Below are 11,754 nucleotides of genomic sequence, written 5' to 3'. Positions count from 1 at the left end.
GTCAGCGCCCTTCTTCGATCCAGGTGGCCTGCGGCCCGTCCAGCACGATGTCCCAGTGGTAGCCCATCGAGAACTCCGGCACCGAGAGACTGTGGTCGTATGTGGCGACCAGTCGCTGCCGGGCCGCGTCATCCGTCACCGACTGGATGATCGGGTCGTAGGGGAACAGCGGATCGCTCGGGAAGTACATCTGCGTCACGAGCCGCTGCGTGAACGCCGAGCCGAAGAGCGAGAAGTGGATATGGGCCGGCCGCCAGGCGTTGACGTGCTGGCGCCACGGGTACGGGCCCGGCTGGACGGTGGTGAAGCGGTAGTGGCCCTCGGCGTCGGTGAGCGTGCGGCCCACACCGGTGAAGTTCGGGTCCAGCGCGGCGTCGTGCTGCTCGCGCTGATGGGCGTAGCGGCCCGCCGAGTTGGCCTGCCAGATCTCCACGAGCTGGCCGCGCACCGGGCGGCCGTCGCGATCCAGCAGCCGGCCGGAGACGGTGATGCGCTCGCCGATCGGCTCGCCGTCGTGCTGCCGGGTGAGGTCGTTGTCGATCTCGGTGATGTCCCGCTCCCCGAAGGCCGGGGAGGACAGCTCCACCAGCTCCGGGTCCTTGCTGACGTCGATGGTGACCGGCGGCTGCTTGGGGTGCCGGAGCACCGAGGAGCGGTACGGCGCGTAGTCCCGCCGCGGCTGGTGCTCGACGGGCCCGCCGTCGGCGAGCCGCTTCTCGTACGCGGCGTGCTCGGCCGCGATCTCCTGATCGATGTCGTGCTGTGTGAGAGTCATGGGGTTCCCTGAGGTGCTTGAGGGTCTCGCCCCAAAGGGGCGCGGGGAACTGCGCGACCAGCCACGGACGGCCCGCAGCCGAACGCCTAACGTTCCAGAACAAGCGCAAGGCCCTGGCCGACCCCGATGCAGAGCGTGGCGACACCGACGCCACTCCCGCGCCGGACAAGCTGATGCGCAACCGTCCCGGCGAGCCGGGCCCCGGACGCACCGAGCGGATGCCCGAGGGCGATCGCACCACCCTGCGGATTGAGGATCGCGGAATCGAACTCGGGCCACTCGGCCACACACCCCAGCACCTGCGCCGCGAACGCCTCGTTCAACTCCAGCACGGACAGGTCGTCGAACTCCTTGCCCGCCTTGGCCAGCGCCCGGTTGACGGCCTCGACGGGTGCCAGCCCGAAGTAGTGCGGGTCGGTCGCCGAGACGCCGGTGGCGGACACCCGCGCCAGCGGTTCACGGCCCGTGGCCTTCAGGCCCTCCTCGTCGACGAGGAGCAACGCGGCGGCCCCGTCGTTGAGCGGTGACGCGTTGCCCGCCGTCACGGTGCCTCCCTCCTTACGGAACGACGGCTTCAGCTTGGCCATCGACGCCAGGGAGGCATCCGGACGGACACACTCGTCGGCGGCGAAGACCACGGGATCGCCCTTGCGCTGCGGGACCGCCACAGACGCCGACTCGACGTCGAACAGGCCCTGTTCCTGTGCCCGTGTGGCCTTCTCATGGCTGCGGAGCGCGAACTCGTCCTGCTGCTCGCGGCCGATCTTGTGCTTGTCGGCGATGAGTTCGGCCGACTCGCCCAGCGGGATCGTCCACTGCGGCTCCATACGCGGGTTGACCATCCGCCAGCCCAGAGTCGTGGAGTACAGCTCGGTGTGCCCGGCCGGGAAGGGCTTGTCGGACTTGGGCAGCACATAGGGCGCCCGGGTCATCGACTCCACACCACCCGCCAGCGCGATCGAGGCGTCGCCGAGCGCGATGGCGCGGGCCGCCTGGATCACGGCCTCCAGACCGGAGGCGCACAGCCGGTTGACGGTCACGCCCGGCACCGAGGTGGGCAGGCCCGCCAGCAGAGCGGCCATCCGGCCGACGTTGCGGTTCTCCTCACCGGCGCCGTTGGCGTTGCCGAAGTACACGTCCTCGATCCGCGCCGGATCCAAGGCCGGGGTGCGGGCGAGCAGTTCGCGGATCGCGTGTGCGCCCAGGTCGTCCGGGCGGACCGAGGCCAGGCCGCCGTTGTAGCGTCCGATCGGGGTGCGGACCGCGTCGACGATGTAGACGTCCTTCACTTCACACCCTCCGGCACGTTCAGTTCGGCGTCGGTCCTGGCGACGATCTCGCCGGCGGTCACGCCCGGCGCGGTCTCGACCAGGACGAGCCCGTCCTCGGTGACGTCGAGGACGCCGAGGTCGGTGATGATCCGGTTCACACACTCCTTGCCGGTCAGCGGCAGGGCGCACTCGGTGAGGATCTTCGGGGAGCCGTCCTTGGCGGTGTGGGTCATGACGACGACGACCGTACGGGCGCCGTGCACCAGGTCCATCGCCCCGCCGATGCCGGTGATCAGCTTGCCGGGGATCGCCCAGTTGGCCAGGTCGCCTCGCTCGGACACCTGCATGGCGCCGAGTACGGCCACGTCGATGTGCCCGCCCCGGATCATCGAGAAGGACAGCGCCGAGTCGAAGAAGGACGCGCCCGGCAGGACCGTCACGGTCTCCTTGCCGGCATTGATCAGGTCCGGGTCGACGGTGTCCTCGGTGGGGTAGGGGCCGGTGCCCAGGATGCCGTTCTCCGATTCGAGGACGACCTCGACGCCCTCGGGCAGGTAGTTGGGGATGAGGGTGGGCAGGCCGATGCCGAGGTTGACGTACTGGCCGTCTCTCAGCTCGCGCGCGGCCCGCGCAGCCATCTGTTCACGCGTCCAGGCCATCAGGACCTCACCGTCCGCTGCTCGATCTTCTTGTCCGCCGCCTGCTGAGGAGTGAGCGCGAGCACCCGCTGCACGAAGATGCCGGGCAGATGCACCGCGTCCGGATCGATCTCGCCGGGCTCCACCAACTCCTCCACCTCGGCGATCGTCACCCGCCCGGCCATCGCGGCCAGCGGGTTGAAGTTGCGGGAGGACTTGTTGAAGACCAGGTTGCCGTGCCGGTCGCCCTTCGCCGCCCGGACCAGGGCGAAGTCGGTACGGATGCCCCGCTCCAGCACGAACTCGGTGCCGTCGAACTCCCGGACCTCCTTCGGTGGCGAGGCCAGCGCGACACCGCCCTGCCCGTCGTAGCGCCACGGCAGGCCACCGTCGGCGACCTGGGTGCCCACCCCGGCCGGGGTGTAGAAGGCGGGGATCCCGGCGCCGCCGGCCCGCAGCCGCTCGGCCAGCGTCCCCTGCGGGATCAGCTCGACCTCCAGCTCCCCGGCCAGGTACTGCCGCGCGAACTCCTTGTTCGCACCGATGTAGGAGCCCGTCACCCGGGCGATCCGGCCGGCGGCGAGCAGGACCGCCAGGCCCGACTCCATCGCCCCACAGTTGTTGGAGACCACCGACACCCCGGCCACCCCGCGCTCGTACAGCGCCTGGATCAGCACGTTCGGCACACCGCTCAGCCCGAAACCGCCCACCGCGAGCGACGCACCGTCCGGAACGTCGGCCACCGCCTCCAGGGCTGTGGCGACCACCTTGTCCATCCGAGAAGCCCCATCTCTTCCGAGCGCCCCGACGTTATTTAGTCAGTGCACTGAGTATTTCCGTGAAGCTCCTCTCACGCTGCCATCGCCGCAGCAGGGCGTCAAGGCCTCGGCATATGCGCCCCTGATCCCTTGTGTGGTCGGCAGACAGCCCGGGAGCGGGTCGGTATTATTCAGTGCACCAACGAAAACGACCGAGGGGTGCACATGGCGGCGGCCGACCTCACCACCCACCCCGGGCACCTGGCCCGGCGGCTTCAGCAGGCGCACTACCTGCTGTGGAACACGATGGTCTCCGAGGAGATCACCTCGCCCCAGTACGCGGTCCTCAACGCGCTCGTCGCCGAGCCCGGCCTGGACCAGCGCACGGTGGGGGAGCGGGTGGGGCTCGACCGGTCCACCATCGCCGAGGTGATCAGCCGGCTCACCCGGCGCGGACTGCTCGACAAGGTCCGTGACCCGCAGGACGGCCGCCGCTTCCTGCTGCGTCTCACGGACGAGGGCGTACGCACCCACCGCAAGCTGACCGTGCGCACCGCCCGGATGAACCAGATCTTCCTCGCGCCGCTGACCGCCGAGGAGCAGACGGTGTTCTTCGACCTCATCCGGCGCGTGTCGGACGCGGCCGAAGGCCTGCGCAATCCGGGAGAGCCCCTCGTGGCGCCCCGCTGACCGGTGCGGCCCGCGTGGGCCGGTCAGGGCGCCTTGGCGTACACCACCCACACCTGGCCCTTCGCGAAGTTCACGGGTGTGCCGTCGCGGGTGGTGAACGCCGTGCCGTCCGTGGCGTCCTCGCGCTCCCAGCTCACGTCGTGGGTTCGCCCGTCGCGCAGTACCTTCGCCTTCCCCGAGCCCACCATCTCGGTGTACGGCGTGTTGTTGCCGAGGAAGTCGCGGAAGGCGGACTCGCGCACCTTCACGTACTGCACGACGACCGTCGCGGCCGCCATCCGCTTGCCGTCCGCCGTCGTGGCCGGCGTGCCGTCCATGCCGACCAGCCAGCGGTCCCGGGAGTCCGACCAGGTGAAGGTGAAACGGGCCGCCGGATAGCGCACCGTCTGCGAGTTCGCCTCGGTGCCGCCCGCGGGGGCGGAGCCGTAGCGGAAGCCGGTGGTCAGGGCGTCCCGGCCCGGGGTTTCCGGCATGATCCGCTCGGGCCGCACATAGAGGTTGTGCGGGGCTGACCTGTCGGGGTCGCGGAAGAAGGCGTCGGAGGCGCTGCCCGGCGTCGCCGCCCGCAGCGGTGCCTTGTCGATCAGCGGCAGGAGCTTCGTCTGGGCGCCGGAGAAGGCGAGTGTGGGCCGGTCGAACTGGCGCAGCAGCTCCAGATCCGACTCACGGGCGCTGCGCACCGGGCCGACCGCCTCCGGCAGCTTCGTCGCGTACACCGCCATCAGGCGGCTCAGTCCGCCCTCGACCTGCTCCACGTACACCACGTCCGCGGCATCGACACCCGTGGGCGGCCGGGCCGCGTCGGCGTTGTCGATCTTGACGGCGAGTACGGAGCCGTCGGTCGCCTCGGGTGACGCGCCGCGCTCCGACGCGGCGGCCGATCCCCGCCCGTCGTCGGGCGGCCCGCCCCCGCTCGTGCAACCCGCCGCCAGGGCCGCCGTCACCGTCGCGGCCAGCAGCGCCGCCGTCGTCGTGGCTCGCCGCCCGCGCGCCTCTCGTCCCATGCCCACCGTCGCCACCGCGCCTCATGTCATGTGTTTGTTCTGATTGTGCGCTTATCTGAGCATTGATGGCCACGTCTGGTTGTTTAGGACGGGACGGTGTCCTGTCGCGTCCGTCGATCGGCTCAAGGTTCAGTGCGGGGCGCCCGGGTACCCGGGCCTCGCCGACCGACCGACGCGCACGCTGACGGAGGGAGCGCGAGGCGATGAGGGCAGTGACGTGGCAGGGCAAGCGTGACGTGCGGGTGGAGGACGTGCCCGATCCGACGATCCAGGAGCCGACGGACGCGGTCATCCGCATCACCTCCACCGGATTGTGCGGGTCCGACCTGCATCTGTACGAAGTGCTCACGCCGTTCATGACACCGGGGGACATCCTCGGCCATGAACCCATGGGCATCGTCGAGGAGGTCGGCGCCGGCGTACCGGACCTCCAGGCCGGGGACCGGGTCGTGGTGCCGTTCCAGATCGCCTGCGGCAGCTGCTGGATGTGCCTCACCGGCCTGCCCACACAGTGCGAGACCACCCAGGTCAGCGGCGAGGGCATGGGCGCCGCCCTGTTCGGCTACACCCGCCTGTACGGGGCCGTGCCGGGTGCCCAGGCCGAGTACCTGCGGGTCCCGCAGGCGCAGTTCGGCCCGATCAAGGTCCCGGAAGGCCCGCCCGACGACCGCTTCGTCTACCTCTCCGACGTCCTGCCCACCGCCTGGCAGGCCGTCGCCTACGCCGACGTCCCGCAGGGCGGCAGCGTCGCCGTGCTCGGCCTCGGACCCATCGGCGACATGGCCTGCCGCGTCGCCCAACTCCGCGGCGCCGGGCGGGTGTTCGGCGTGGACCGGGTCCCGGAGCGGCTGCGCCGGGCCCGCGCGCGAGGCGTGGAGACGTACGACCTCAGGTCCTTCGACGACGAGAAGGAACTCGTCGCCGCGATCCGTGACGAGACCGATGGCCGTGGCCCCGACGCCGTGATCGACGCGGTCGGCACCGAGGCCCACGGCAGCGCGGCCGCGCGCATGGTGCAGCACGCCGCGTCGATCCTCCCCCGCAAGCTGAGCGGCCCGCTCGCCGAACGCTTCAGCGTCGACCGGCTCACCGCGCTCCACACCGCCATCGAACTGGTGCGCCGGGGCGGCACCATCTCCCTGTCCGGTGTCTACGGCGGCCTGGCGGACCCGCTGCCGCTGCTCACCCTGTTCGACAAGCAGATCCAGATACGGATGGGCCAGGCCAACGTCCGCCGCTGGAGCGACGACATCATCCCGTACCTGACCGACGAGGACCCGCTCGGTGTCGAGGACTTCGCCACCCACCGGCTGCCGCTGTCGGAGGCCCCGCACGCCTACGAGATGTTCCAGCACAAGCAGGACGGCGCGGTCAAGGTGCTGATGCAGCCCTGAGCCGGCGTCCTCAGGCGCCGAGGATCTCCGCCAGGTCGTAGCGGACCGGCTCCTGCAGCTGCGCGTAGGTGCAGCTCTCGGGAGTCCGGTCCGGGCGCCAGCGGCGGAACCGGGCGGTGTGCCGGAAACGCTGCCCGTTCTCCATGTGGTCGTACGCCACCTCGGCCACCCGCTCCGGCCTGAGCGGCACCCACGACAGGTCCTTCCGGCCCGACCAACGGCTCGGCGCCCCGGGCAGCCGGGCCTTCTCGTGCGCGGCCTCGTCGGACCAGGCCGCCCACGGATGCCCCTGGGCGTCCTCCAGGCGCAGCGGCTCCAGCTCCTCCACCAGCTCGGCACGCCGCTTCATCGGGAAGGCCGCGGACACGCCCACGTGCTGGAGGGCGCCCCCTTCGTCGTACAGGCCGAGCAGCAGCGAACCCACGACAGGGCCGCTCTTGTGCAGGCGGTACCCGGCGACGACCACGTCCGCCGTGCGCTCGTGCTTGATCTTGAACATCGCGCGCGCGTCCGGGCGGTAGCGCACCGTCAGCGGCTTGGCGATGACACCGTCCAGACCCGCCCCCTCGTACTGCTCGAACCACTGCCGCGCCACCTCGATGTCGGTGGTCGCCGGCGCCAGGTGCACCGGCGCCGTCACCTCCGACAGCTCCCCGGCCAGCAGCTCCCGCCGGTCGGTCATAGGGACGTCCATCAGCGACTCGTCCCCCAGCGCCAGCAGATCGAAGGCGACGAGTGAGGCCGGCGTCCGCTCCGCCAGCATCCGCACCCGCGAGTCCGCCGGATGGATCCGCTCCGTCAGCGCGTCGAAGTCCAGATGCCCCTCCCGCGCGATCACGATCTCCCCGTCCACCACACAGCGCTCCGGCAACCGCTCCCGCACAGCCGTCACCAGCTCGGGAAAGTACCTGGTCAGCGGCTTGCCCGTACGGCTGCCGAGCTCGACCTCGTCCCCGTCGCGGAACACGATCGCCCGGAACCCGTCCCACTTCGCCTCGTACTGCATGCCCGGCGGGATCTTCGCCACCGACTTGGCGAGCATCGGCTTCACGGGTGGCATCACCGGCAGATCCATGGGCCTTCACCTCCCGTTACTACTGAGGGTGACCGGACAGATCGTTCTCATTGCTTCTCGTCCATTCCGGTGGATTCTGCTTGCGGAGTGCCCTCATCCGTGCCCTGATCTTGTCGAGTGCCGTCCCCGAGGAGACCGCTCAGTCCCTGCTCAACGGCCGCCCTGGTCGACTCGTCCGAGTCGGGCCACAGATGCCCGTACACGTCCAGCGTGACGGCCGCCGACGCGTGGCCAAGCCGCTTCTGGACGACCTTGACGGACTCCCCGTGCTTGATCAGCAGTGAGGCGTACGTGTGGCGGAGCGTATGCAGCGTGGTCCCTGCCGGAATCTGCTCTGTGCCCTGGTCGGCAAGGATCTTGTTCGCGTCGCCCACCATCTTCCGCCATGTCCTCGCCCACGGCGAGCGCTGCACCGGCTCACCCGAAGCCGTCGTGAACACCAGCTGTACCCGGCGCTCCCGCCGATTGCCGTCGGTCGTGTCGGCCATGGCCTGAGAACGTGCCGGGAACCCCTTCAGGTGGGCGCTCAGGGCGACCGTGACGGCCACCGGCACCGGAACCACCCTGCGGCTACTGGACGACTTCACAGGAGCGATATGGACGCCCTTCCCGTCGATCACGGACACCTGCTGTCGTACGACGATCTCCCCGTCCCGGACGTGCCCCGGTTCGAGTCCGAACAGCTCACCCTGTCGCAAGCCCGACGCCGCCGTCAGCAGGATTGCAGCCCGGTACCGATCGGGTGCGGCATCGGCCAGCGCGGCCACCTGGGCGACCGACAGGGGAACGATCTCCTTCGCCGGTACGGTCGGCAGCCGGACACGGTCCGCGCGGCCTCTGGAGTCGCAGGGGGACAGCGCTATGTACTCACCGACGGCCCAGGCGAACACGGCTCGCAGCGTTCCGTACACGACTTCGAGTGTGGAAGGGGCGAGGACGGCGGCCCGGTCGGTCACCCACGCCTGTATGTCCGGCTTGCGGATGGCCCCGATTTCCCGGTCGCCGAACGCCGGAAGGATGTGCCGCTTCAGGGCGCGGTCGGTGTTCGCGAGCGTTGAAGGCCGGTGCTGTATTCCGCTCGCTGTCTGCCATTTGGCGGCAACTTCCCGAAAGGTAGTCCGAGTTGTGGCCGGGTTGATATAAGTCCCTTTATCCATCGAAGATTTGAGTTCCGCCGCGTACCTGTGGGCATCGGGCTTCCGCTTGAAAAGCTTCTTCCGCTGCCTTCCCTGAGGGTCCCTCCAGCGGACCGCCCAGCGCAGTTCCGTCCCATGGCCGGCGGACGGGTACGGGTGATCCCTCGAACCGCACTTACATTCCTCGGCACCGTCGGCGGCCGAGGTCCGGCGGTGCCACCGGTCGGCTATCTGCACTGCTCTGGTCATTGCGCTGCGCCCCTCTCGCACGGGCACGGTGTGGCTTTCCAAGTGTGACACGACGGACGGCCGGATGACGTCGTGCCCGTTCCCGGCTCTCTGCGAGGGTGTTTCCGCTCCTTCAACGCATCGCAATTCCTTAACTACATTCTCCATTGCTAACTGTGTGGCGGGTATGCAGTTGAGCGCGACAGGTATCCGAATACGTTAAATGGCCACGCATTAGGGAATTAGCAACACGTGATGCGCGTCACTTTAAATGAGTCAACTAGCCGCTGCGCTAAGGGAGTTGCCCATTTCCAATCGAAGCAGGCGCTTCATACGGTTTACCGTACGGCGGCTACCGGATATTTCGATAGGGAACCGGAGTGACCGGTAAGCGAAAGCGAAGGACTGTAGCCAATGCAGAAAATGATCTCGCCGAAGGAACTAGCCGAATTCCTCGGTATGCCGCTACAGACGATCTACGAGTGGAACTACGCGGGGACCGGTCCGAAGTACCGCCGCTTCGGGAAGCATGTCCGGTACGCCGCTGAGGACATCGCCGCTTGGCTCGAAAGTCGCCGTGTCGAACGCGGTGACCGGACGGGGACGGCGTGACGACGAGCCGCCGCCAACCCCGGCGACTGTCGACGTTCGACCCCAGCCAGTGGCTCGACGGCGCCGCCCCGGCAAGTAGAGAGGCGGTGTTGGCCGCCCACGCCCGATGGCGAGCCGCCCGGCGCGAATGGCACCGGCAGCACGCCCCGTACGGCGCTCCGCCGCCGTCGGTGTGGGCTGAAGCCCAGGAACTGGCCGAAGCGCTGGGACGCCTCCGGGAGGCCGAAGCCGACCGGCTGGGCGACAGCGCATGACGCAGCCCCCGGCGGTAGACGGCCGAGGGCTGAATCCCACATTCACTCACGACCCGCACAGGAAGTGATGATGTTTAGTGACTGCACAAAATCATACGTTCGTTCGACCTCGTCCGTCATCGGACGCCGAGCAGCAGCCATCCGACGAGCAGGTGCGGCGGATCGAAGCGGACCGGTTCGGCCGTCCGCAATTGTGCCTGCCCGACGATTTCTGGGTCCGGCGGGGAGTCTTCCAATACATCCGTGCCGCCGCCCATGCACGCTGTGCGCCCGCCGACGCCGTTTTCCTCATGGTGCTCGCACGCGTGGCCGCCATGTCCCCACACGCGACCAGGGTCGCCACGCATCGAGGGTTCGCGACGCTGAACCTGTACGTCGCGGTGATCGGGGACTCCGGAGGAGGGAAGTCCGCAGCACACGGAGCGGCGGCCGATCTACTTCGCCCGCCGTCCGGGCTCGACTTCCACGACGCGGTTCCGGTCGGCTCCGGCGAGGGCATCGCCGAGGCATTCATGGGAACGGAGGGGAGTCCGAAACGGAGGGCCCAGGTACGCCACAACGCCCTGTTCTACGTGGACGAGGGTGCCGCCCTGGCGAAGCTGGCCGAACGGTCGGGATCAACCCTGGGCGAGACGCTGCGACGTGCGTTCGGGGGTGAAGCGCTCGGCCAGACGAACGCAACCGCTGACCGCTCCCGGTTGGTGCCGCGTCACTGCTACAGCCTTGGCGTGATCGTTGGCTTCCAGCCTGACGCCGCGCTGCACCTGCTCTCCGAGGCTTCCCTGGGCGGGCCTCAGCGGTTCCTCTGGACGCTGACCGAGGATCCCTGGATCTCGGATGTCGCCGAATGGCCCGGGCCGCTCGACATCACGACGGCCATCGGAGGGCGGTCGACGTTCATGGAGCCGTCCACCCTCAGTCTCCCGCCAAGCGTCAGGGAGGAACTGCGTCTCAAGGCCGTGGCTAAGACGCGCGGCTTCAGCGAGGGTGGGGCGGCGCTGCCCCTGGAGGACCCGCTCGATGCCCATGCCGACCTGGTGCGGATCAAGGTCGCCGGCCTGCTGTGTCTCCTCGATGGTCGACGCAAGATTTCCGAAGAGGACTGGGAGTTGGCCGAGACGATCTGGAAGACCTCCTGCGCCGTCCGCAATGAGGTCGTCGCGCATGGGGAGCGGCAGAGAGAGCAAGCCAGGAAGGCCGACCACCAGCGGGCGGCGGATCGGAAGGGCGCAGAAGCGAACGGTGAATATGAGGCCCACATCCAGCGCGTCGCGAAACGACTGGTCAAAGCCGTGGGCAGGGAAGACGGACGCATGAAGGTCACGGCCTTTCGTAGGAACGCCGGGCGGGACCGGGGCTACCTCGACGAGGCGATCGAACACGCCGTCCAGTCGCGTCGGCTCCACGAGGCCGATGGGTTTCTGATCCTCGGCGCCCAGGACTGAAGATCTTGCGGACATGCGGACGTCCGCATTCGCCCCCTGGTGCGCTCTACGCGTGAGTAAAAAGATCTATCTATTTTCCCAGGTCAGAGCACTTGATCCTGGACGACAGAACTACACACCCCGCTGCGGACATGTCCGCGTCCGCACGCTCGCGAGACACCGAAGGAAAGATCAATGATCACGACACTCATTCATTTCGACGCCGAGTTCCGGAACGGCAACGGCGCGACGACACTGCCAGTCGCGGCCTGGTCGGACGAGGGCTGCGCACTGGTCGTCGACGAGCCCGCCGGTCGCCTAATAGAGGCCCGCTCTCTGGCCGGATTCACGCGGGTCATCCAGAACCCGTACCGCACAACGAAGGGCGCTTCTGGGGGCCCGGAGTTCAAGGGGGGTGGTCGGTGTTGATGGGTCCGCTGCTGACGCCTGGGAGCCCCAGAGCGGCTGCTGTGCGCCGCGTCCTCGTCGTCGGCC

13 protein-coding genes are annotated in these 11,754 nt (G+C 68.9%); 6 read left to right on the top strand and 7 right to left on the bottom strand.

Going from position 1 to position 11,754, the window contains the following annotated elements; genetic code table 11:
* Position 1: 1 nt before the first annotated feature.
* The 4 genes from pcaH to OG542_RS05905 all read right to left on the bottom strand — a co-directional run bounded on the left by pcaH (position 2) and on the right by OG542_RS05905 (position 3,460).
* Positions 2–775, bottom strand: coding sequence for a protocatechuate 3,4-dioxygenase subunit beta (gene pcaH / locus OG542_RS05920; RefSeq protein WP_328408835.1), 774 nt, complete (start codon positions 773–775; stop codon positions 2–4).
* 86 nt (positions 776–861) lie between these two features.
* A complete protein-coding gene (locus OG542_RS05915) occupies positions 862–2,064 on the bottom strand; it encodes a thiolase family protein (protein WP_328408833.1) in 1,203 nt (400 codons plus the stop codon).
* Positions 2,061–2,705, bottom strand: coding sequence for a CoA transferase subunit B (locus OG542_RS05910; RefSeq protein ID WP_311128774.1), 645 nt, complete (start codon positions 2,703–2,705; stop codon positions 2,061–2,063). Before OG542_RS05910 ends, OG542_RS05915 begins: the two co-directional genes overlap by 4 nt.
* Positions 2,705–3,460 carry a CoA transferase subunit A gene (locus OG542_RS05905; protein WP_328408831.1) on the bottom strand — a complete coding sequence of 252 codons (756 nt, stop codon included), beginning with the start codon at positions 3,458–3,460 and terminating at the stop codon, positions 2,705–2,707. Before OG542_RS05905 ends, OG542_RS05910 begins: the two co-directional genes overlap by 1 nt.
* Before the next feature lie 207 nt (positions 3,461–3,667).
* Here OG542_RS05905 and OG542_RS05900 point away from each other — a divergent pair, with 207 nt between their 5' ends.
* Positions 3,668–4,132, top strand: coding sequence for a MarR family winged helix-turn-helix transcriptional regulator (locus tag OG542_RS05900; RefSeq protein ID WP_184588178.1), 465 nt, complete (start codon positions 3,668–3,670; stop codon positions 4,130–4,132).
* Positions 4,133–4,155: 23 nt separating this feature from the next.
* On the opposite strand, the gene OG542_RS05895 is transcribed toward OG542_RS05900, so the two are convergent.
* The gene (locus OG542_RS05895) at positions 4,156–5,136 is read right to left on the bottom strand and encodes a DUF3048 domain-containing protein (protein ID WP_328408827.1); all 981 of its coding nucleotides are present in this window, start codon (positions 5,134–5,136) and stop codon (positions 4,156–4,158) included.
* 203 nt (positions 5,137–5,339) lie between these two features.
* Between OG542_RS05895 and OG542_RS05890 the strand changes: the two genes are divergently transcribed.
* A complete protein-coding gene (locus OG542_RS05890) occupies positions 5,340–6,530 on the top strand; it encodes a zinc-dependent alcohol dehydrogenase (protein WP_328408825.1) in 1,191 nt (396 codons plus the stop codon).
* Between the two features lie 10 nt (positions 6,531–6,540).
* Here OG542_RS05890 and OG542_RS05885 read toward each other — a convergent pair whose 3' ends face one another.
* Positions 6,541–7,605 (bottom strand): ATP-dependent DNA ligase, encoded by a 1,065-nt coding sequence (locus tag OG542_RS05885; protein ID WP_328408823.1) that lies wholly within the window; start codon positions 7,603–7,605, stop codon positions 6,541–6,543.
* 47 nt (positions 7,606–7,652) lie between these two features.
* Positions 7,653–8,990 carry a tyrosine-type recombinase/integrase gene (locus OG542_RS05880; RefSeq protein WP_328408821.1) on the bottom strand — a complete coding sequence of 446 codons (1,338 nt, stop codon included), beginning with the start codon at positions 8,988–8,990 and terminating at the stop codon, positions 7,653–7,655.
* 393 nt (positions 8,991–9,383) lie between these two features.
* Between OG542_RS05880 and OG542_RS05875 the strand changes: the two genes are divergently transcribed.
* The 4 genes from OG542_RS05875 to OG542_RS05860 all read left to right on the top strand — a co-directional run bounded on the left by OG542_RS05875 (position 9,384) and on the right by OG542_RS05860 (position 11,688).
* Positions 9,384–9,581: a helix-turn-helix transcriptional regulator gene (locus tag OG542_RS05875; protein ID WP_328408819.1), complete on the top strand. Its 198-nt coding sequence runs from the start codon at positions 9,384–9,386 to the stop codon at positions 9,579–9,581.
* A complete protein-coding gene (locus OG542_RS05870; RefSeq protein ID WP_328408817.1) occupies positions 9,578–9,835 on the top strand; it encodes a hypothetical protein in 258 nt (85 codons plus the stop codon). Before OG542_RS05875 ends, OG542_RS05870 begins: the two co-directional genes overlap by 4 nt.
* Positions 9,836–9,912: 77 nt before the next feature.
* Positions 9,913–11,280 carry a DUF3987 domain-containing protein gene (locus OG542_RS05865; RefSeq protein WP_328408815.1) on the top strand — a complete coding sequence of 456 codons (1,368 nt, stop codon included), beginning with the start codon at positions 9,913–9,915 and terminating at the stop codon, positions 11,278–11,280.
* Positions 11,281–11,454: 174 nt separating this feature from the next.
* Entirely contained in the window at positions 11,455–11,688 is a 234-nt protein-coding gene (locus OG542_RS05860) for a hypothetical protein (protein ID WP_328408813.1), read from the top strand.
* Positions 11,689–11,754 lie beyond the last annotated feature (66 nt).

It is taken from the genome of Streptomyces violaceus (genome assembly GCF_036014075.1).
Classification (GTDB): Bacteria; Actinomycetota; Actinomycetes; order Streptomycetales; family Streptomycetaceae; genus Streptomyces; species Streptomyces violaceus.
Note: the sequence above shows the minus strand (reverse complement) of the source record. Positions and strands in the feature narration are given on the sequence as shown.